Below are 22440 nucleotides of genomic sequence, written 5' to 3' on the forward strand. Positions count from 1 at the left end.
TCCTGAACCTTGGCCAAGCCGTTCTCACTTTTCTACGGCTTAAATTTTAAAAACCTACCCCTGAAAGGAGAGGGGGATGGGGAGTCTTTTCGATGACTGAAAACCTCAAAAATTCATCGCCTTCTTCGGTTCCCCCCATCACCCCATCAACCGAGAATGAAACAGCCCTGGGGGATTGGGGGGACGGATGGGAGATTTGGGCGATCGTTCCGGGTGGCTAAGGACAGGGCAATGCCGTGTCCCCACATATCTCGTGTCGCCACAGATATAATGTGGTTTGTTACATATCGATATAATCAGGTTTTGGTTGAGGCCAAAACCTAATTTTGATGGCGCGTCCTCCCAAAGCAGAATTTTTAGTAAAGATTTCTTAACTGGTGTTTTCGGTCATCTACCTTTCGATAGAGTTTCTATTATTTTTTTTTCGACCTTCTACCTTCTATAGCAACCACGCCCGACGATGATGACATTCTTAATTGCTGAAACATGAGCTGAAGATTGCGCCTTCCTTCTTCCTTCTTCCTTCAGCATCCATCCGTTACATCCGTTACAAAATCCGCTGCCGAACCTTCTTCCTTCTTCCTTCTTCCTATGGCTCGTTATTCTCGACTGCAAAAACTCGGCTCTTATATGCGCCCGCACTGGAAACCAACATTCTGGGGCATTTTTTCGCTATTGGTTGTCAATGCTGTGGGCGTTTACATTCCCCTGCTGATTCGGAATGCAGTTGACACTCTCCAAGTTGCGACTAAATTTGACCAAGTTTTCAACTTCGTGGCACTAATTCTGATTCTCGCCTCAATTATGTGGGTGATTCGGATGGCGTCGCGGATTTTGCTGTTTGGCGTCGGGCGTCAAGTCGAATTTGACCTCAAACAGCAAATTTTTAACCATTTATTAACATTAGAACCGTCTTATTTTGCTGCCAATACGGTAGGAGATTTAATTAACCGCGCTACTTCCGATTTGGACAATATTCGGCGCTTGGTGGGGTTTGCAGTGCTAAGTTTGGCGAATACGGCATTTGCCTATGCTTTGACTTTGCCCGTGATGCTGGGGATTAATGTAAGGTTGACACTGTTTGCGATCGCAGTTTATCCTTTAATGCTGGTTTTGGTACAGTTATTTAGCGACAAACTTCGCATCCAACAGTTAGCCGTGCAAGAGGAACTGTCTGCCATGAGCGATTTAATTCAGGAAGATATGAGCGGGATGTCCGTAATAAAAATTTACGCTCAAGAAGAAAACGAACGCCGAGCTTTTCGCAATTCCAACGCACAGTTGCTATCAGCCAATTTGGAATTAGCAAAAACTAGAAACTTTATTTTTCCGCTGCTGGGCGGTTTGGCAAGCATCAGTTTGTTGGTGCTGCTTTCTGCTGGTGGCGGGGCAATTGCTAATGGTCAAATTAGTATTGGCGATTTTGTGGCGTTGCTGATTTATGTCGAGCGTTTGGTGTTTCCGACGGCGCTGTTGGGTTTCACAATTACTGCTTACCAGCGGGGAGAAGTGAGTGTCGATCGCATCGAATCAATTCTGACTGTAGAACCGCAAATTAAGGATACTGCCGGTGCAGTTGAACTGGCAACTCCAGTCAAAGGCGAAATCGTGGCTCGCCATCTAAATTATACTTATCCCGGTGCTAAGACACCCGCCCTTAAAAATGTTGATTTTACCATAAAACCGGGAGAAACTGTCGCAATTGTTGGGGCGATCGGCTCAGGAAAATCAACTTTAGCTAATGCACTGCCACGCTTGCTAGATATCGATCCGGGTCAGTTATTTGTAGACGGACAGGATATTACCGAGGTAAAATTGACCGAATTGCGCGGGGCGATCGCCTATGTTCCGCAAGAAAGTTTTCTGTTCGGCACTACCATCAAGAATAACATCCGCTACGGAAACCCTTTAGCGGAACAGCCGGAGATTGAAGCCTCGGCAAAACAAGCGCAAATTCACGCCGAAATCCTCAACTTCCCGCAACAGTACAAAACAGTTGTCGGCGAGCGCGGCATTACTTTATCCGGCGGACAGCGGCAGCGGACAGCACTTGCTCGCGCTTTGTTAGTTGACGCCCCGGTGTTAATTTTGGATGATGCTCTTTCCAGCGTTGACAATCAAACTGCTACCGACATTTTGCGAAACTTGGCAACAGGAACCGATCGCAAAACAGTAATTTTTATCTCCCATCAAATGTCAGCGGCGGCCAGTGCCGATCGCATTTTTGTGATGGAGAAAGGAGAAATAGTTCAGAGTGGCACTCACCTTGAATTGGTAGGGCAAACAGGGCTTTATCAGTATTTGTGGAACCAGCAAAAATTAGAGGAATTGCTGCATTGACAAGTGACAGATACTTTGAGTCATCTATACTTAGACCCTAAATAAGTAGATTGGTCAGGACTTACGCAAGTACGCTATATAGCGTGCATCTCAAAAACAAACACTACGAATCGAAACCCGTCAGGGTCGAAAATACAGAGTATCTGACAAGGGCGTGCTTGTCGCGATCGCTTTATTAGATTTATTAAGCGACCGCTGCTCTTTATTAGCACGCTACATATAGCGCAATACGGTTCAGTTAAGAGCAATCTGACTTCTAAAAGATGCCTCTATTTCCCATAAAATCGTGAGGTTAAATTCGTCGGACAGCGTTAACTGAACCGTATTGACATATAGCGTGCTTGCGTAAGTCCTGTGGGAGTCGGAGTGATTTCGGGGATGACGGGATTGTTACATCTCTTTACATTTGGGTTTGGGACAGATCGTATTCATGCTTATCTTCTATTGTATGTTATGCAAGCTTTTTACTTGTTCTGCTTGCTTCAATAAATCTGCCTGGGAGTGGCGGCTTCATTACATTTCTTTACATCCTGTCCTATTTTGTCCGTATCCCGGCTTTACCCCTAAAGGGGATATTTAAGCCGGATTTGGTATAATCGCGTGTTTTATTTCACGGCGAGCGCTGAAATATTTTTCAGAAAACTAATGCTAGGAGCAAAAAAGAATTCGCCTCCTTTCATCGTGACAAAATTATAAAAATCGAACGGTACTTTCTCGTCCTTCCCCCACTCTTTCGGCCACGCTTGCCCTTCAATTTGTTTTTTTCCTTGACCTGCAATGCCGTCCAAGCCTGTTGTATAGTTGACAAAATGCTGATTATTCGCCCAGTTTTTTTGCATAAACATAAACTGGTTGAAAATGTCGCGCTGAAAACATAGAAACAGCAATCCTACTTTTTCGCCTGACGCTGGCTGAACCTTCAACTCTTTTAAATGTTCCAGTTGATTTTCAAATCGCGAGAGTTTTGACAGAGAGTTATCCCGTGCATTCGGCATCTCGCCATAGCTAACTGCTCGACGAACAATTCGATGCTGGCGGTGTTCTTCTAAGGTTTGGTATTTGTCGTTTTTATCGCCGCGCGGATTTGCTTTGCGGATGTGTGCGTGAAAGGGACATTTCATTCCGTCGCGATCGCTATCATAATTGAAATTATTAGGAACTGTATCGGGGTTTTGTTCCGAGGGAGAAAGCGTCACTGGCGTTCCATCTCTGAACCGCCCTACAACTAAAGCGCCTGCCCTTTCTACATCTTGATCTGACAATCGCAGCTTTTTAGCCAGTTCTCTCTCCGCTTCTCTGAACCCTCGCACATCTTGTTCGAGCTTTCGGTAGACGCAATAGCTGCCAAAGCTATGCTCTGCCTCACCGAAAGGATCTTTTACAAGCACTAATTCTAAAGGTGCAGAAGCATCCCACAAATCAGTACCTTGTTTTTTTGCTAGCTCAATATCTTCTTTTAAAAATAGAGGCTGGCTGACACCATCTCTGAACCCAAAATGTTCGATAGTCTGCCCTTTTTTATTTTTGAGGACAATGCCTACTTCTGTATGAACAATCTCTGCGACGCGCCCAACTTCTTCTATGACCTGTTTTGCCTGTTTTTCCAGGTTGTCGCGATCGTTATCAGCCAGGAGAATGAAAGCATGAATTTCATTTTGGAAACTTTTTTCCCATTCTTCAACTGGAGGGTCGAACAGAATCGTCCTGAATTGCCGAAGTCCGACTTTGAAAGCTGGACTTGGAAATTCGCCGCTTCCCCCGGCATCTAACTCGAAGCCGAGCACTTTATAACCGTTATAAGATAGAAAAAAGTTGGCAAACAAACCTTCGACTTCTTGACAGTTGCTTCTAAACTTAGCATGATCGTCCCACTGTTTCTTAGCGGACATAACAAACTTTTCGGTAAAGTAGCCGATCCATTTTTTAACTGCGTCCGGGTCGGACTTGAATTTAATCAAAATATGGGTTGAATAGTCTCGTTCGTGACTTTTGAGGATATTTCCCTGCAAATCCTCTAACATATTTTGATACTGTGGATTGTTAGGATCGATATGGGTTTGGTTTAAGTCTATGGTCACAGCTTTTTTGCAGCACTCTATTTTTGAGGTTTTGGCTTTGGCCGTTTCTCAGTTTTGCAAACTGTAAGATAGTTAACAGCTTTGTTGCTTAGCGGAGCTTGGCTTTGATTTATCAAAATTACCAGGTTGTAAGTGTCCTGTCAAGATATAAAATTTTGTAAAAAATACAACAATTTTCCAGGGTATCTTTACAAGATTTTATTTTTATTTACGATTCTATGAATTGAAGCCCGCGTTGCGGTCTATGGAAGATATTTGTAAAGAAAAAATACTTGTATAAACTTTTGATAAGACCTCTTGACACAAATATTTTTCCTTAATAAATTTAGGACGACAAGCTTTTAGCGCAAAATAGTCTGTCTAACTATTCTATTTCGCAACACCAACACCTAAAGAGAGGTAAATTATGACCAAGAGTCAGTACCCGTCAGACCTACAGGATGCGTGGGTCAAGGTCATAGCCTATGCTTGGAAAAATGGAGAGTTTTTGCTGCAATTGAGAAAAGATCCAAAACAAACAATCAATAATGTAGTAAACTCTGGAAATCCTCAAAAACTGAGCGGAGCTTGTGCGACTATCATCGATCATATAAATTCGCCAGATTCAGAAGAGGGTTTTCTCCCGCTTCCCAATCTACCGGAGGAGCTAGATACTTTAAGCGATGATCAACTCTATGGATATGCCAATCAAGGTGGATTATTTGGGCTTATGAGATTCACTTACATCGGATATCTTGTAGCATTCTATATCCGCTCTATAGCCAGCCCCGAATTTTATTTCCGGATTCATAACGTGCATTTGGCGTAAATTTATGTAAATTGTATCTTGACTTAAAGATATTTCCGTACTAGGCTGTCATCAGCCGATAGGTTTTATCGACAAGTGCTCTATTTGACCATTAGCTGAGAGGTAAATTATGGACAAACCCCTGTATCCTCCAGACTTAGCTGAAGCATGGAACCGTCTTTTTGGTCATGCTTGGCATAAGGATAATAAGGAATTTCTGCACCAACTGAGGAAAGATCCAAGGCAAACAATTGGTGAGGTTGTAAACTCTGGTAAACCTGAAAGTATATTAGGGTCATGTGCGACGATTCTCGAATATGTAAATGACGACTACTGCGAGTATGGTTTCATATCGCTGCCGACTCTACCAGAGGGATTAGAAGGATTGAGCGAAGAACAACTCTATGCTTATGCCAATCAAAGCGAGTTGTACGGAATTATGAGACATACTTGAATGGCCTAAAAATTTTGCACGACCTACGCATGAAAAGAGAAAAATAATGATAAACACTCCTTGTCCGCCAGAGTTGCGAGATGCCTGGGCACGGGTTTTTGCTCATGCTTGGAAACACGACAATAAAGACTTTCTGCGAAAACTGAACAAAGATCCGAGACAAACAATTAGTCAAATCGCCAACTCTCGCTCACCTGAAAAGCTAGCAGAAGCTTGCCAGACTATCCTCAAATATGTAGATGCCCCTGACTCGGAAGAGGGTTTTTTGGCCCTTCCTCCCCTGCCAGAAAGTTTAACAACGGGGGATTTAAGCGAGGAACAGCTCTATGGCTATGCCAAGCAAGACGGATTGTACGGAATTCTCAGAGTATGTTGAAGATCGGATTTGGTGTTTTAAAACGCTAATTCTCAAGACATATTTTTTGAATTAGCGATCGCGCGTAAAATTAGCCCTGACTTACTCCTACCAGATATACCTTCTCCATAGGGGCGCATAGCTATGCGCCCCTAGAGCCTAAAGCATGAAAAGAAGAGATAGTCTTTTGGCGCAAATAAAATATAAAAAATTTGCACTAATCTCTGACATGAGTTATAGCAGAAGGAAGAAGAATGAAGGATGAGGGAAGAATAGCAAGGGTTTCAGCAATCAAAAACGTCCTAACCGCCTTGGTGGTTGCTATATTTAAACAATAGTTATTTAAACAATGATGCGTCAGCCGAGGTTTAAGCCCTGTTTTCGCTGCGAAATAGTCCCTTCTGAAGGCGTATTTTTACTTGCCGAAAAAGACCATTTTTTGTTACGGGGAGATGCCTACATTCAGCTTGCACCGCTTCTAGACGGTAAACACACCTTAGAAGAAATTATAGAGACTCTGCAAGATAGACTCTCTTTTGTCGAAATATTCTATCTGCTCGATCGCCTGCAAAGTCAAGGCTATATTACAGATGCCGCTCCCTCCGTGTCCGCCGAAAAAGCCGCTTTTTGGGAAATGCTAAAGGTAGAGCCAGAGATAGCTGAAAAACGCCTCAAGGAAGCGATTGTTTCTGTAGTTTCCTTGGGTGAAATCGACACCGAACCCTTCAAAGAAATGATCGCATCTGTGGGAGTTAAACTCGGCGAAAATGGCGATCGCTCGGTGGTGCTAACTGACGATTACCTGCAAGAAGATTTAGAAGAAATTAATCAAAAAGCCTTGCAGAACGATCGCCCCTGGATGCTCGTCAAACCATTAGGAACAGAAATTTGGATCGGCCCGATTTTTATCCCCGGCAAAACTGGCTGCTGGGAATGCCTAGCGCACCGACTGCGATCGCACCGCAAAGTAGAAAATTACCTGCAAAACCAAAAAAACACCGCATCCTTCCCCACTTCTTTGTCTGTATTGCCATCAACCCTAGCTACAGCCTACGGCATCGCCGCCACCGAACTTGCTAAATGGATCGCCTGCGATCGCAGCGAATCTCTCGAAAGCAATATCATCACCTTAAACGCGCTTTCTCTAGAAAAACGCCATCACTTTCTCGTGCAGCGTCCCCATTGTCCGTGCTGCGGAAACCCCCAAGATTTCGCAGCCAAACAATCAGCACCCATCGCTCTTTCTAGTCGTAAGAAATCTTTTACTCGCGATGGCGGACACCGCTGCATCTCGCCACAACAAACCTTGAAAAACTTAGAGCATCACGTCAGCCCAATTACAGGCATTATCAGCATTCTTCAGCGAATTTCTACCTGGGAGGAAGAAAACGGACTGACAACTTCCTACCGTGCTGGTTACAGTTTAGTCGGCGCGATCGCAGACTTAAATGAATTGCAAGAAAGCCTGCGTAGCGAATCTTACGGTAAGGGAAAAAGCGACACTCAGGCAAAAGTCAGCGCCTTGAGCGAAGCAATCGAGCGCTACTCCATCGCATTTCAAGGAGATGAAGCCAGAATTAGAGGGAAGTTAAAAGACTTGGGGAGTGTCGCAATTCACCCAAATACTTGTATGCTTTTTAGCGAAAAGCAGTTTTCAAATCGCGAGCAATTGAATAGCGATCGCATCAGATTTAACTGGATTCCAGAACCATTCAACGAAGAGGTGGAAATCGAGTGGAGTCCAGCTTGGTCGTTAACTCACAACGCGCCTCGATACATCCCCACTGCCTACTGTTACAGCGGTTATTCCCAAAAATATCATGCCCCCTTTGCTGTTGCCAACTCCAATGGATGCGCCGCCGGAAACTACTTAGAAGAAGCAATCCTGCAAGGCTTCATGGAATTAGTAGAACGAGACAGTATTGCCCTGTGGTGGTATAACCGATTGAAAAAACCAGCAGCGGATCTTTCCAGCTTTGACGAGCCGTATTTTCAGCAAATAGAGGCGCATTACAAAACGCTTCAGCGCGACCTCTGGGTACTCGACCTTACCAGCGATTTAAACATTCCCGTATTTGCCGCTATTTCGCGCCGCAATGACCGTGAAGAAGAGAATATTATTATGGGTTTCGGGGCACATTTTGACCCGCCAATAGCCCTGCTACGGGCCTTAACCGAACTGAATCAATCGCTGCCTGCTGCGTTTTTTGGTATACTCGATCCAAAGAGTGCCGATCGCGATCGCGACAGAGAAGCGATCGAATGGTGGAAGAGCGCAACAGTCGCTCAACACCCCTATTTGTTGCCAGATAAAACAGTTGCATCAAAAACACTTGGTGACTATCTCAAACAGTGGAGCGACGATCTTTATACAGACGTAATGAACTGCGTAGAAATTGCCAGAGCGAACGGATTAGAAACAATTGTTTTAGACCAAAGCCGCCCTGATTTAGGCTTATCTGTTGTTAAAGTAATTGTACCCGGACTCCGGCATTTTTGGCCTAGATTGGGTGCAGGTCGGCTCTACGATGTACCCGTTAAAATGGGTTGGCTAGCTGAGCCTTTGACTGAGGAACAATTGAATCCCCTACCAGCTTTTTTCTGAAAGTTTGTCAAATTTAAAAAATCTCAATAATCTTATGTTGAAGCCCTATCAAATCATCGATGCAGATTGCCACGTTTTAGAGCCGATCGATCTGTGGAAAAATTACCTCGAACCAGCCTTTAAAAACCGGGCACCATCGCTCGATCTGAAAGTTGATGGTCAACCGATTTATCAGAAGATAACCCGCCAACACCAAGAGGAAGGGCTGAAAGTGGCAATCCGGGATTTCACCAGCTACGGAATCGATCGCTACGATCCCTGTTCTCAGGTAAAGGCGATCGCAAAAATGGGAGCTGATATCGCATTTTTGTATCCCACAATGGGACTGTGGCTGCTTGCCGTCGATACAATGGATGCACAACTGGCAGGTGCATTTACCCGCGCCTACAACAATTGGCTGCGAGACTTTTGCAGCTATGACCCTCAGATTCTTAGAGGAGTCGGTGCGATTAATCTCCACGCTGCCGAAGAAATGGTGCCAGAACTGCGCCGCATTGCAGAATTTGGATGGAAAGCCGTGTTTTTGCGCCCCAACCCAGTCAAGGGACGGCTGCTTTCTGACCCCGCTTACGAGCCATTTTGGAGCGAATGCGAGCAGTTGGGGATTGCCGTCAGCCTCCACGAAGGGACTCATTCCCACCTGCCAACCACCGGATCGGATCGGTTTAACACCCGGTTTGCCATGCACGCCTGCTCGCATCCAATGGAACAGATGATGGCGCTGTTGGCCCTCATCGAAGGAGGAGTGCTGGAACGTCACCCCCAACTCAGGGTGGGCTTTCTGGAGTCTGGTTGCGGGTGGCTGCCCTACTGGTTGTGGCGGCTCGATCGCGAGTATTGCGACTTAGGCTGGGAAGTCAAAGACAATGTTAAAATGAAGCCCTCAGAATATTTTCGCCGTCAGTGCTTCATCTCCTTTGAACCTTCTGAGCCTTATTTAGCTGAGACAATTGACTACATCGGCACGGATAATCTGATCTTCGGTTCTGATTTCCCTCACATCGATCATCAGCCAGACGTTATCGCTGAAGTTGTCGCGCTGAGCGATCGCCTATCCGAAAAAACCGTAAAAAAAATCCTCTGGGACAACCCCTTTCGCTTTTACGGACTTGAGGGTGAAAATTTGTAGGGCCAAACCCCCCGTAGTTGCCCCAATGCCGAAAACGCCTATTTCCTCCGTTAGTCAAGCGGAGTCGGCACGGGGGTACAACCATACAAAATCCTCATTTTCCTGAGAATGAAACAGATGTCTCTATACGGATAATGAAGTAAGGAACAAATCAATGACGCTCACAATTTCCGGCTACCAAATTACCCAAGAAATTTACGAAAGTGCCAACTCACTAATCTATCGCGGATGCAGCCCAACAGATAACCAGCCCGTTATCCTCAAAGTGCTCAAACAAGCCTATGCGCCGCCGGAAAAAATAGCCTGGTTCAAGCGGGAATATGAAATCCTCCAAAAATTGAATTTGGCGGGAGTCGTAAATCCCTTAAACCTGGAAAGCTACCAAAATCGCTGGGTAATCGTACTGGAAGATTTTGGCGGCGAATCCCTCCAGCAGTTAAGAAAGAGTCAGCCCTTCACGCTGAGCGAGTTTTTGTCTCTTGCCCTTCAGATTGCAGACATCCTTGCTCAAGTGCATCAGCAGCAAGTTATACACAAAGATATTAACCCTTCTAACATTGTCTTTAATCCCAAAACTGGACAATTAAAAATTATTGATTTTGGTATTTCTACAGTTCTCTCGCGAGAAAATCCAACGCTGCGAAACCCGAATGTTTTAGAAGGAACGCTCGCCTATATCTCGCCTGAACAAACAGGGCGAATGAACCGAGCGCTCGATTATCGTACAGATTTTTATTCGCTCGGAGCAACTTTCTACGAGTTGCTAACAGGGCAATTGCCTTTCCAGATTGACGATGCGATGGAGTTGGTGCATTCGCACATTGCTAAACACCCAACCCCACCTCACCAACTCAACGCAGATATTCCCCAGCCTCTGTCAGAAATTGTCATCAAGCTAATGGCTAAAAATGCCGAAGACCGCTATCAATCGGCCTATGGCGTTAAGGCAGATTTAGAGGAATGTTATAGGCAATGGGAGCGATCGCAGCGCATCGAGCCTTTCCCTCTAGGTCAGCAGGATTTTTCCAGCAAATTCCAAATTTCGCAAAGGTTGTACGGACGAGAGCGAGAAGTTGAAATGCTACTCGCCGCCTTCGATCGAGTCGCAGGCATACAAAAAAATGAAAATCCCCAATCGCAAATCCCCAATCGCAAATCCCCAATTGAAATGATGCTGGTAGCGGGATATTCTGGTATGGGCAAGTCGGCTTTGGTACAGGAAGTTTACAAGCCAATTACGCGGCAAAGCGGGTATTTTATCTCTGGAAAATTCGACCAATATCAGAAAGATATTCCCTATGCCTCGCTGGTACAAGCCTTTCGCTCTTTAGTGGCGCAATTGCTGACCGAAAGCGAATCTCAGATAGTAGCGTGGCGCGAAAAATTGTTAGCAGCTATTGGTGAGAACGGTCAGTTAATCGTTGCGGTTATTCCCGAATTGGAATTGATTATTGGCACTCAACCAGCAGTCCCCGAACTGGCTCCAGCAGAAGCCCAAAATCGCTTTAATTTAGTGTTTCAAAACTTCATTCGGGTGTTGGCTCGACCAGAACATCCAATGGTGATGTTTCTGGACGATTTGCAATGGAGTGATGGCGCTTCTTTAAAATTAATTCAGTGGCTGATGACAGGCTCAGAAAGTCAATATTTGTTTGTTATTGGCGCGTATCGAGATAACGAAGTGAGCGATGCTCATCCCCTAATGCTGACACTGGATGAGATTCGTCAAGCTGAGGGAATTGTTAGTCAAATAACCTTAAAACCATTGGAGTTATCTGATGTCAGTCAGTTGATTGCCGACTCTTTCAACTATGACTTAGCAACGGCTATGCATTTGGCAGAATTGGTGCAGACCAAAACCAATGGCAATCCCTTCTTCATTAATGAGTTTTTGAAATCTCTGTACAGCGAAGGACTGCTGAAGTTTGATTTTCAGCTTGGGGGCTGGCAGTGGGACTTGCAGCAGATTCAAGCGCAGAACATCACCGATAATGTCGTAGAGTTGATGGCGGGCAAGGTGCAGAAGTTACCGCTTTCAACGCAGCAAGCTTTGAAGCTAGCTGCCTGTATTGGCAACCAGTTCGATCTCCAAACGTTGGCAATTGTCTCTGAAAAATCGCCGCGAGAAATAGCGATTGATTTGTGGGAAGCGATCGCAGAAGGTCTGATCTTACCCCTCAGCGATGCCTACAAGTTGATAGAACTTGACGTGCAGGGGTTAGCAGAAGAGATAGAAGTTGAGTATAAATTTGCCCACGATCGCATTCAGCAAGCCACCTATTCCCTCATTCCCGAAGCAGACAAAAAAGTTGTGCATTGGCAAGTGGGGCAACTGCTGCTACGGAATACACCGCCCCAGAAGCGAGAGCAAAAAATATTTGATATCGTCAACCAACTAAATCAAGGGGGCGATCGCATTTCCTGTCAAGCCGAGCAAGACGAGCTAGCTCAGCTTAACCTGACAGCAGGCAAAAAAGCCAAGGCATCAGCAGCCTATCAACCCGCCTTCAATTACTTGCAAGTTGGCTTGAGCTTATTAGAAGAAAATAGCTGGGAATGCCAGTATGAATTGATTCTAGCGCTGCACGTAGAAGCCGCAGAAGCAGCTTATCTCAGCGACAACTTCCAGCAGATGGAGCGATTAGCTTCTGTAGTGAAAAATCGCGCCAAAACTGTACTCGACAAAGTAAGAATCTACAGAGTAACCGTACTGGGTTATGCAAACCAGCATCAACTACCAGAAGCAATGCGTAGCGGACTCGAAATTTTAGCTCAGTTGGGGATCGCGCTACCGGAAAACCCAAGTTTAGCAGACATCGGACAAGCTATAGAAGAAACAAAAGCGGCTTGGCTAGGCAAGCAAATTGAGGATCTCATTGACCTGCCAGAGATGACAGATCCTGAAAAGCTGGCAGCAATGGATCTCCTGTTTGATGTCATACATCCAGCCTATGACGGCAACCCCGGACTCTTCACGCTGTGTGCCCTGCAAATGGTCAATTTATCGGTCAAATATGGCAATACGCCTCTATCCGCTCAAGGTTATGGATCTTACGGAATAGTTCTTTGTGGTGTCGTCTTCGATATAGAGTCTGGGTATCAATTTGCGAAACTTGCATTGAAGCTGGTAGAGAAATTCAATAGCAAAAAAATTAAATCGGCGGTGATATTCTTAGTTTATTATTTTTCGGTAATTTGGAAAGAACACTTCAGAGAAATACTTAAACCTTTTTTAGAAGGATACCAAAGTGGCTTAGAAACTGGAGACTTGCTATTTGCTGCCTTTAATGCTTACGGCTATTCTTGTCATTTATACTGGATTGGCAAGGAACTGGTCGAGGTCGAACGGGAAATGGGCAAATACAGTCAGGCAATATCCAAGATCAATCAGAATCTAATTCTGACTTATCTCAACAGATATTGGCAAGTCGTCTTAAATTTGAGTGGAAAATCAGAAAACACCTGTCGATTAATTGGCGAAAGTTATGACGAAGTAAAGATGTTGCCAAGGATGCAGGAAAACCAAGACAGATACGGAATTGGTGACTTGCATTTACACAAACTTATCCTCTGTTATTTATTTGGAAACTACGGCGAAGCCCTGGAAAATGCGGCAATTGCAGAAAATTATTTAGATGCTATGTTAGCTACGTCATCTGTCGCTATTTTCCATTTCTATCATTCTCTAGCACTGCTGGCAGTATTTGCTGATACTCCAGAGTCCGAAAAAGAGGCTTTTCTTGAAAAGGTTGCTGCCAACCAGGAAAAAATGAAAATGTGGGCGAGTTACGCTCCTATGAATTACCTGCACAAATATTACCTCGTCGAAGCGGAACGCGCCCGAGTTCTGGGCAACTATAAAGATGCCAGAGAATATTATGACTCTGCTATCTCCTGCGCCCGCGAAAATGAATATCTCAACGAAGAAGCTCTCGCCTACGAACTGGCGGGACGATTTTACCTCTGGCGCAACCAAAGCCACGTTGCTGGTCACTATCTCCAAGATGCTCGCTACGCTTACCAGACTTGGGGTGCCCTTGCCAAAGTCAAAGACTTAGAAGCGCGATATCCTCAGTTTCTCACCTCAACAACTAGCTCTACGAAACTCACCAAAACAACCATTTCCACTACAGGCAGCAGCTCCGGCGAAGCGCTAGATTTAGCCACAGTCGTGAAAGCTTCTCAAGCTATTGCCGGGGAAATTGTCTTAGATAAATTGCTCGCCAAATTGACAAACCTGATCCTCGAAAATGCCGGGGCGGAAAAAGGCTTCCTCATTCTCTCCGACAACGGAATTTTAAAAATTCAAGCACAAGGAGAAATCGAGCGCGAAGTCCAAGTGCTGCAATCTCTTCCAGTTTCTAGCAGCGAAAATCTCCCCTTGGGGATTGTCAATTACGTCGCTCGCACTCAAGAAAATGTGGTTTTAAGCGAGGCGACGCGAGAAGGAATTTTTACCAACGATCCTTACATTATCGCCCACCAACCCAAATCAATCTTGTGTAGCGCCATCGTTAATCAAGGCCAACTAACCGCCATTCTTTACTTAGAAAATAACATCGCGATCGGTGCTTTTACACCAGAACGCCTGGAAGTGGTGAAAATCCTTTCTTCTCAAACAGCTATCTCCCTTGAAAATGCCATTCTGTATCGCACTTTAGAACAAAAAGTCGATGAACGCACTGCCCAATTAGCATCAGCCAACCAAGAAATTACGGTGCTTAACGAGCGTCTGAAAGCTGACAATATCCGAATGAGTGCTGAGCTAGACGTAACGCGCCGACTGCAACAAATGATTTTGCCGAAAGAGAGCGAACTCAGTAATATTCCCGGACTTGATATTGCTGGTTTTATGGAACCCGCCGACGAAGTAGGTGGCGATTACTACGATGTACTACAATACGGCGATCGCATCAAAATTGGCATCGGCGACGTAACGGGACACGGACTAGAAAGCGGCGTTTTAATGATTATGGCGCAAACTGCCGTGCGAACGCTAATGGTGAACAATGAAACTGACCCCGTGCGATTTTTAAATGCCATCAATCGCACTCTTTATGACAATGTAAACCGCATGAATTGCGAGAAAAACCTCAGCCTTTGTTTGCTAGACTATGAGGAGGGGACTCTGCGCTTGAGCGGACAGCACGAAGAGGTGATTGTGGTGCGGTGTAGCGGCGAAGTGGAACGAATCGATACGATAGATTTAGGTTTCCCGATCGCTTTAGACTCAGAGATTGCCGATTTCATTCTATCAACTGAAGTCCACTTAAATCCGGGAGATGTGGTGGTGCTTTACACGGACGGAATTACAGAAGCGAGAAATGAACAAGGCTTGTTATACGGTATGGAACCACTGATAAAATCCATCTGCCGAAATCGCGATCGCACTGCTGAAGAAATCCGCCAAGCTGCGATTGATGACTTGCGCCATTACATCGGCGAACAAAAAGTGTTTGATGATATTACCTTAGTGATACTTAAGCAGAAGTAGCCTCGGCGGGGAGACTGGGCTGTTTCATTCTCGGCTCATTCATCAAGTCATGGAGGCAGCTATTCCTTACCGTACAGATTGGGTGATTGAAAATGCGAGCCAAGAAGGCCTAAAAATAGCGAAGCTGTCATCAACCGCAAAGTAGCAGTTCAAACCTTTACCTGATAAGGCATTGCGATTAATGTTGCACTTTTTTACACCTATCTCGGCTCAATGCCCTATTCACATGACACAAGTGAATTGATACAATTTAACCAAATAAGTGCAACAATGTCAGAAAATTAAGGGATTTTTTATGAAGGTCAACTATCAAGAAAGAATTGATGCAACAGCCAAGGAGTTGAAAATAATTTTGTCACAATAACGAACTGTAATTAATCGACAAAAAATCCAAGCACTTTATTGCTTAAAAGCTGGCTATATAGCAATCCTCGCATCAGTTTCAATAACTGGTTAACTTCCAAGCTCTGCCTGGGAACCGATGTAAGCGAGGCTCTGCCTCGGCCCAGACTATGGAGGCAGAGCCTCCGGATATGCGTTACCAGGCTCTTCCTGGTAACGAGTATAATCATTTAGGATTGCTATAGGAAAGTTACTGTTAAAATTTATCCCACTAGCTGCATCCCTAATCATAGGATTTTGGTGATAAAAAAGCAACCAAATTTATTGCCCACCGATTTTAATTAGCTATATTACTCAAGGGAATTTCTTCTTGTTGATGAAATAATTTAATCGATTGCAGACTATCTGAAGCAGCATCCCAAAGAATGAATTGGAAGCAGTCAGGAATATCGCGAATTCTCAGTGATTTTGAATTAGCCAGCAGGTGAATATTAGCATTGTGACAAGCCTGAAGATTATAGTTAGGTATTCGCTCAGAAAGATGATGAATATTGTGGTAAGCAATATCAGCAGAAAACCAATTGAGAATAGTCGGTAATTTGAGGTAACTACTGCCTTCAATTGCGCCCAGAAGATAGTCCCAATTTTCGGCTTTATGAGCGTAGGAACCGTCAAAATTATGCTGAACAAAGAAAATACAGATAAATATCGCTGCAGAACAGGTCATGACAATTGAGTAAACACTCCAGAAAAAGCCAAACCCCAGTAAGTTGCTCAGATAAATCCAGCTACCAAGAACACAAATATTGTTGAACAGTAAATCCCAAAACTCAGCCGTCGTATACCAATGTTTGGATTTATAAGAAGCAATAATTGCAGATAAACCCATGCCAAAATCTTGCTTGAGACAAGCAAAAATATGTCGAATAAAACCCGTAATTCCCAATATCAGCGCGAGTCTTGGTTTAATAATTAGATAGAAAAAACCACCGGGAAACAGCATCAATGGGTGTCTGAGTAACTGATACATCTTTTGACTAAATGGACTTAGCGCCGCAAATTTTTCGGTGGATATCAACGCCGAAGGGCCTCGGTACATATCCCAATTACCATTATGTTTGTGGTGATAAGCGTGCCCCCTCGACCAGGGGTACTGAGGAATCGCATTGATGATACCTAGCAGAAAACCCATAAGGCGATTGACTTTTTTGGAACTAAAAAGAGAATAGTGTCCGCAATCGTGCATCAAAGAGAAACAACGTCCTGAAAAAAGTGTCATTAACACCATTATCGGCGGCAGCAAGAATACAGAAATAGCAGCAGCTTTAAATGCTAAAAACCATAAGAATATATAAGGAATAACTGTATTGAGTATTTGGCAAGTAGCTTTCACATTGTTGCTATTCATATAAGGAGCCAGCACAAAATCCGACTTTTTGATCGCGCTTTTCATTCAGTATATCTATGGTGTGTGGATAAGTGCTTAGCTTAGCATCACAGTTGCGGGACAGCGGCGGATTTACCCCGGACTTTCCCCGTTTCTTCCAAAGGTTTTTTTTGTGGGAACCGATTTTTGCACATTTATGAGGTTATCACAACTCTGGTTTGTTTACAAAAAAAACTGTGAAGCCTGTTAGCAGCCGAACAAATAGCTGCACCGGAAGGCATTAATATGATTGATTGGTTGCACGATCGACCTGTGGTGATGTATGCCGCTATTTTTGCTTGCATCGTTTGTGCCACACTTTACCGTACCGGGATCTACCCTCAACTCGATCGCACGCTCAAAAGTTGGGCTACTCGCGAAAACTTTTTATTGGCGGGCTATAGGGGCGATCGACAAACAGCCCGCCCCGGAAGCCAAATTTGACACAACATCCAGAAGCGCAGAGGATTTTGGATCAACTCCATGAGACGAGAATTTGAAGGACGATCGCAATTGCCTGCGTTTTTTGTGCTCGGAGATAGCTCGGATTTGCTACAATCTAATCGCACACGCGACTAGAAATGGGTTATGACCGAACTATTAGATGAGGCGCTTTCTATTGAAATGGCGACTCGGATCAAAAGCAACCGTAAAAACTGCTTTGACAACGCATGTAAAGCAGCATTAGCCACCGAGGGCGCAATTTATGTTCAAGGCTTTTTAGCTGTGCCCGGAGTGCCATATAAACCCATCGAGTATAGCTGGATTGAACTCGACGAGCGAATTGTGGACCCAACCTTTCCCCATCTCGGTTTCATCGCTCAAGACATTCATTACTTCCCAGTCCAGCGGTTCAGCGTCAAGAAACTCAAAGCAATCCTAGAAGAATCAAAAGAGGATTATCCTGAAGACGACCCGCTGCCGATTTATGGCAATCAACCTTATGAATATTACGGCGATTTGATGTTAGGCGGTAGCGATTACCAAAATGCTTACGATTTGGCTGCCGCTAAATGCAGAGAATTAAACCAACCCAAAAAACAGGATGCGAACTAATTCAGGACTTACAAAAAAATGGTTAGGCGCGCTACTTACAGCGGTACTTTAGCCACTGTTGTGTCGATTAATATACTTCATCATGACTTCCCAAATCTACAAACACGGCTTTTCCGTCTTCTGTAAAGTAGAAAAGTACCCTTTCGTCGTAATCTACGCTAAAGCTCCAAAAATCCTTGAGCCTACCGGACAATTTATGAGTTTTTAAGCTTGGTTCAAACGGCTCTCTGATGAACTGTTCCAGCTTTTGCCAAAACCTAGCCTCCAAATCAGCATCGCCTTTGATCCGCTTTTTGAAAGCACGCTTGAATGAAGAACTGAAACTGACTTCCACGATTATTCCTCTATCATTACTCTGAGTTCATTGATGTTAGCCGAAAATTTCAGTTCACCTTTTTGTTGTTCAATCTGCGCTGACTTAAAGTTTTGATACATCTCTTCGCGACGTTCTTCCCGGAGATATTGCTTCAACAACAGTTGAAGCTCTTGCTTTTCGTCAGTAGAAAGATTTTTGATCGTCTCGACCACATCACTGAAAGTCATAACTTACAAAACCCTATTGTGCTGATTAGATTATAGCAAAAAATATCCTTTTGGTTGACTTTCGTTTCTCGTTCTGCGGCTCTGCCTCGTCTTAAAAAAGCAACAAATCTCACTATTTACCATTTTCAACCTTCCAAGATTCAGGAAACCTCGAATAATGAAAAGCAGCCAATAACGGCTCTGATTTCTGATTCCAAATCAAATCAGCCAACAATTTAGCCGTCACCGGAGCCAACAAAATGCCATTGCGGTAATGCCCCGTAGCCCATGTCAAATTCTCCCAAGCACTAGCACCCAAAATCGGCAATTCATCGGTCGTAGCCGGCCGGAATCCCCACCAAAACTCCAGAATCGGATAATTTTGTAATTCGGGATATAACTTAATCGCTCCTGCTAGCAAACTTTGCATTCCCGCAGGCGTATTTCCCGGCGTGAAATCGACATTTTCGCTAGTTGCGCCAATAATAATTCGGCCATCTTGACGTGGCACAATATAAATTCCCGTCCCGAATATAACGGTTTGCAGGGGCTGGATAACTCCCCAATCTTCTGGTACACATACTGACAGCATTTGTCCCTTTCTTGGAAAAACAGGAACATTCAATAACTGCTCAGACCAAGCACCTGCAGCCAAAACATAACGGTCTGCTTGCAATTTTCCTGCTGTTGTTTCAATGCCAACAACTCGGTTTCCCTGTCGAATAATTTCCCCTGCATTGCCTTGAATAATCTCAATCTGCAATTCTTTAGTTGCGGCCTGAAGCGTCCGAAATAAAGCGCGGTTGTCAACTTGAGCGTCGTCAGGATACCACCAACCGCCAATTACTTCTTGACCTAATCCAAACTGGTGCTGGCGAACAGTCTCTCTGTCCAACCATTGATAATTAAGGTTTGACAAAAGCGGCTTTTCTTGAGGCTCATTTTGACAAACTGGTGCGAGAATTCCCGATCGCCAATATCCCGTTTTCAATCCGGTAATATCTTCTAGCTGTTCCACCCAGGCAGGATACAGTGCGCGGCTTTGCAAGCACAAATCCAACATCGGACTAGGGGGAATTCGTTCGGCTTGCGGGGCAAGCATTCCAGCGGCAGCCCGGGCCGTCGGTGGTTTAGAATCGGCGGTGAGAACCGCGACAGATGCCCCTCGCAATTTCAGTTCTACTGCTAGCGAAAGACCAATTATTCCGCCGCCAATAATCAGAATATCTTTAGATGAATTCATTAACTTTTATATGGACTGTCTGAGCTTTTTGACCGAAAGCATCTAGGATACAAGCCCCCGGATTCATCCGTGGAGAAATAAAAAAAAACGTGTATCCGAGAAACTTGCCCCCCGAATTTATCCGTGGGGTCAATGCTTCAATCGAAAATCTAAAATCTAAAATCTAAAATCGATTGACCTCTCGGCTTTCTGGAGGGTAAGGTGCGCTAAGCACACCTTACAGTTAGAATTTTTGCACAAGTCTTACAGATTATCTGGCAAGGCGATCGTCCTATCTGCCTTCCTTAACAAAAAATCTATGCTTGGGGTTTCCAGACAGTTTCAGAACCTTGACCCCAGAAACCGTCATATTTTGTCACCTTAATATCGCCTAAAACCTTGGTTTGGCAGGACAAACGGCGGTTGGAGGCGGGAGAATGGGGAGGAACCGAAAGTCGGGCTTTTTCGCGCCACTGGGGCTCGGAAACTTCGCCCTCGACGGTGACGGCGCAGGTGCCGCAAGTACCGAGGCCGTGGCAGTTGATGACTTTGGCGTTGCCGTTGTAGAGATCGATGCCGTTTTTGAGCAAAACTTCACGGAGATTGGCTCCGCGATCGCACTCAAATGTTTTTCCTTGCGCTTGTACCTTGACCACAGCAATTTACCCCAGTTAGATTTATGTTAATTTTCCTATATATTATCGCATTAAATTCAAATAAATTCATCTAATATGGTAAGTGATATATTACCAATTTCTCGATCGCAATTTCCCATGACAAATCGGCTCTGGATCTACGATACCACGCTGCGAGACGGTGCTCAGTGCGAGGGACTCTCCTTATCTCTCGAAGACAAACTGCGAATTGCTCGACAGTTAGACAGTTTAGGAATTCCCTTTATTGAAGGCGGCTGGCCGGGGGCGAATCCTAAAGACGTACAATTTTTTTGGCGTCTCAAAGAACAGCCCCTAACTCAAGCAGAAGTTGTAGCTTTTTGTTCGACTAGGAGGCCGGGAACTACGGCAGCTAATGATGAAATGTTGCAGGCTATTTTGTCCGCAGGTACTCGCTGGGTGACGCTGTTTGGTAAGTCGTGGGATTTGCACGTTATTGAAAGTTTGAAGACGACGCTAGAAGAAAATCTGGCGATGATTCGAGATACAATTGAATATTTGCGGAGTCAGGGAAGGCGCGTTATTTACGATGCCGAACACTGGTTTGACGGCTACAAGCACAATCGAGATTATGCTATTAAAACTTTAGAAGTAGCTGCCGATGCCGGTGCAGAATGGCTGGTGCTTTGCGATACTAACGGCGGTACTTTGCCTCACGAAGTCAGTCAGGTTGTTCGCGAGGTGGCAGAAATAATAGAAAGTTGGGATATTTCGGAAGCGGAACTTCACCCCCCCCAACCCCCCCTTATTAAGGGGGGGAGAAATTCTCAAATTCAACCCCTTATTAAGGGGGGGAGAAATTCTCAAATTCAACCCCTTATTAAGGGGGGGATAAAGTCTCAAATTCAACTGGGAATTCACACTCACAACGACTCAGGAGTTGCGGTTGCTAATGCTTTGGCTGCTGTGCGGGAAGGAGTGAGGATGGTACAGGGAACTATTAACGGTTACGGCGAACGCTGCGGCAATGCCGATTTATGTTCCTTAATTCCTAATTTGCAGCTAAAGTTGGGTCATAATTGCATTGAAGACGAGCAATTAGTTAGATTAACTCAAGTAAGTCGATCGATTAGTGAAATTGTCAATCTTGCTCCCGATGACCGTGCTCCTTTTGTCGGTCTTTCTGCTTTTGCTCACAAAGGCGGAATCCACGTATCGGCTGTTGAGAAAAATCCGTTAACTTACGAACATTTGGAACCGGAAAAAATTGGCAACAGGCGGCGAATAGTGATTTCGGATCAAGCTGGTTTGAGCAATGTTTTGGCGAAGGCTCGCACTTTTGGCATGGATCTCGATCGCAAAAATCCTGCTTGCCGCCAAATTCTGGAAAAATTGAAAGATTTGGAAAGCCAGGGATATCAATTTGAGGGGGCTGAGGCTTCTTTTGAATTGTTAATGCGGGAGGCATTGGGAAAGCGCAAGCGTTTATTTGAAATCAAAGGTTTTCAAGTTCACTGCGATAAAGGTAAGGAGGAAACAGTTAATTCTTTAGCAACAGTGAAAGTGACTGTTAACGGTCAAGATATTCTGGAATGCGCGGAAGGAAACGGGCCTGTTTCGGCACTTGATGCGGCTTTGCGGAAGGCTTTGCGGAATTTTTATCCGGCAATTACTGATTTTAACTTAACAGATTATAAGGTGCGGATTCTCGACTCCGGTGCGGGAACTTCTGCTAAAACTCGCGTGTTGGTTGAGTTTAGCAACGGTCAAGACCGCTGGACGACTGTTGGGGTTTCTGGTAATATTTTGGATGCTTCTTATCAAGCGGTTGTTGAGGGTTTGGAGTATGGTTTGGTGTTGGGAGATAGAGAGGCGATCGTTTTAACTGTGTCGAGTTATTAGGTTGAGGGCGAAGAGAAGTTGCCTGAATATCAATGTTTAAGGATCGCGAATTAAATAACTTACAATTTTAATTGTTATTGTGGGATGGGCGTCCCGCCCGTCCAAAAAGGACGG

At 44.7% G+C, this 22440-nt stretch carries 17 protein-coding genes; 11 read left to right on the plus strand and 6 right to left on the minus strand.

Features of this window, described 5'->3' with window-relative positions; all coding sequences use genetic code 11:
- Positions 1-92 precede the first annotated feature (92 nt).
- Entirely contained in the window at positions 93-221 is a 129-nt protein-coding gene (locus QUA16_RS27210) for a hypothetical protein (protein WP_333107343.1), read from the plus strand.
- A gap of 370 nt (positions 222-591) precedes the next feature.
- Positions 592-2340, plus strand: a complete 1749-nt coding sequence (locus QUA16_RS27215) for an ABC transporter ATP-binding protein (RefSeq protein ID WP_333107345.1) — start codon at positions 592-594, stop codon at positions 2338-2340.
- Between the two features lie 605 nt (positions 2341-2945).
- Here QUA16_RS27215 and QUA16_RS27220 read toward each other — a convergent pair.
- Entirely contained in the window at positions 2946-4418 is a 1473-nt protein-coding gene (locus QUA16_RS27220) for a Dyp-type peroxidase (RefSeq protein WP_333107346.1), read from the minus strand.
- Positions 4419-4824: 406 nt separating this feature from the next.
- On the opposite strand from QUA16_RS27220, the gene QUA16_RS27225 reads away from it, so the two are divergent.
- From QUA16_RS27225 to QUA16_RS27250, 6 genes are all read left to right on the plus strand, one after another.
- Positions 4825-5226: a hypothetical protein gene (locus QUA16_RS27225; RefSeq protein ID WP_333107348.1), complete on the plus strand. Its 402-nt coding sequence runs from the start codon at positions 4825-4827 to the stop codon at positions 5224-5226.
- Positions 5227-5335: 109 nt separating this feature from the next.
- Complete coding sequence (locus tag QUA16_RS27230) at positions 5336-5659, plus strand: hypothetical protein (RefSeq protein ID WP_333107349.1); 324 nt, start codon at positions 5336-5338, stop codon at positions 5657-5659.
- A 46-nt stretch (positions 5660-5705) separates the two neighbouring features.
- On the plus strand, positions 5706-6035 hold the full coding sequence (locus tag QUA16_RS27235; protein ID WP_333107350.1) for a hypothetical protein: 330 nt from the start codon (positions 5706-5708) through the stop codon (positions 6033-6035).
- Positions 6036-6363: 328 nt separating this feature from the next.
- Positions 6364-8619 carry a TOMM precursor leader peptide-binding protein gene (locus QUA16_RS27240; RefSeq protein WP_333107351.1) on the plus strand — a complete coding sequence of 752 codons (2256 nt, stop codon included), beginning with the start codon at positions 6364-6366 and terminating at the stop codon, positions 8617-8619.
- 34 nt (positions 8620-8653) lie between these two features.
- Positions 8654-9748 (plus strand): amidohydrolase family protein, encoded by a 1095-nt coding sequence (locus QUA16_RS27245; RefSeq protein WP_333107352.1) that lies wholly within the window; start codon positions 8654-8656, stop codon positions 9746-9748.
- A gap of 154 nt (positions 9749-9902) precedes the next feature.
- Complete coding sequence (locus tag QUA16_RS27250; protein ID WP_333107353.1) at positions 9903-15242, plus strand: AAA family ATPase; 5340 nt, start codon at positions 9903-9905, stop codon at positions 15240-15242.
- Positions 15243-15921: 679 nt separating this feature from the next.
- On the opposite strand, the gene QUA16_RS27255 is transcribed toward QUA16_RS27250, so the two are convergent.
- Complete coding sequence (locus QUA16_RS27255) at positions 15922-17037, minus strand: fatty acid desaturase (RefSeq protein ID WP_333107354.1); 1116 nt, start codon at positions 17035-17037, stop codon at positions 15922-15924.
- A 219-nt stretch (positions 17038-17256) separates the two neighbouring features.
- On the opposite strand from QUA16_RS27255, the gene QUA16_RS27260 reads away from it, so the two are divergent.
- The gene (locus QUA16_RS27260) at positions 17257-17454 is read left to right on the plus strand and encodes a hypothetical protein (RefSeq protein ID WP_333107355.1); all 198 of its coding nucleotides are present in this window, start codon (positions 17257-17259) and stop codon (positions 17452-17454) included.
- A 144-nt stretch (positions 17455-17598) separates the two neighbouring features.
- Positions 17599-18066 (plus strand): hypothetical protein, encoded by a 468-nt coding sequence (locus tag QUA16_RS27265; protein ID WP_333051426.1) that lies wholly within the window; start codon positions 17599-17601, stop codon positions 18064-18066.
- A gap of 67 nt (positions 18067-18133) precedes the next feature.
- On the opposite strand, the gene QUA16_RS27270 is transcribed toward QUA16_RS27265, so the two are convergent.
- The 4 genes from QUA16_RS27270 to QUA16_RS27285 form a co-directional block, all read right to left on the minus strand.
- On the minus strand, positions 18134-18400 hold the full coding sequence (locus QUA16_RS27270; RefSeq protein WP_333107356.1) for a type II toxin-antitoxin system YafQ family toxin: 267 nt from the start codon (positions 18398-18400) through the stop codon (positions 18134-18136).
- A gap of 2 nt (positions 18401-18402) precedes the next feature.
- Positions 18403-18609: a hypothetical protein gene (locus tag QUA16_RS27275; RefSeq protein ID WP_190734189.1), complete on the minus strand. Its 207-nt coding sequence runs from the start codon at positions 18607-18609 to the stop codon at positions 18403-18405.
- Between the two features lie 112 nt (positions 18610-18721).
- Positions 18722-19831, minus strand: coding sequence for a glycine oxidase ThiO (gene thiO, locus QUA16_RS27280; RefSeq protein WP_333107357.1), 1110 nt, complete (start codon positions 19829-19831; stop codon positions 18722-18724).
- A 296-nt stretch (positions 19832-20127) separates the two neighbouring features.
- Complete coding sequence (locus QUA16_RS27285; protein WP_333107358.1) at positions 20128-20466, minus strand: 2Fe-2S iron-sulfur cluster-binding protein; 339 nt, start codon at positions 20464-20466, stop codon at positions 20128-20130.
- Positions 20467-20541: 75 nt separating this feature from the next.
- On the opposite strand from QUA16_RS27285, the gene cimA reads away from it, so the two are divergent.
- The gene (gene cimA, locus QUA16_RS27290) at positions 20542-22326 is read left to right on the plus strand and encodes a citramalate synthase (protein ID WP_445252177.1); all 1785 of its coding nucleotides are present in this window, start codon (positions 20542-20544) and stop codon (positions 22324-22326) included.
- The last annotated feature ends 114 nt before the right edge of the window (positions 22327-22440 follow it).

This window comes from Microcoleus sp. S13_C3 (genome assembly GCF_036700905.1).
Lineage (GTDB): Bacteria > Cyanobacteriota > Cyanobacteriia > Cyanobacteriales > Microcoleaceae > Microcoleus.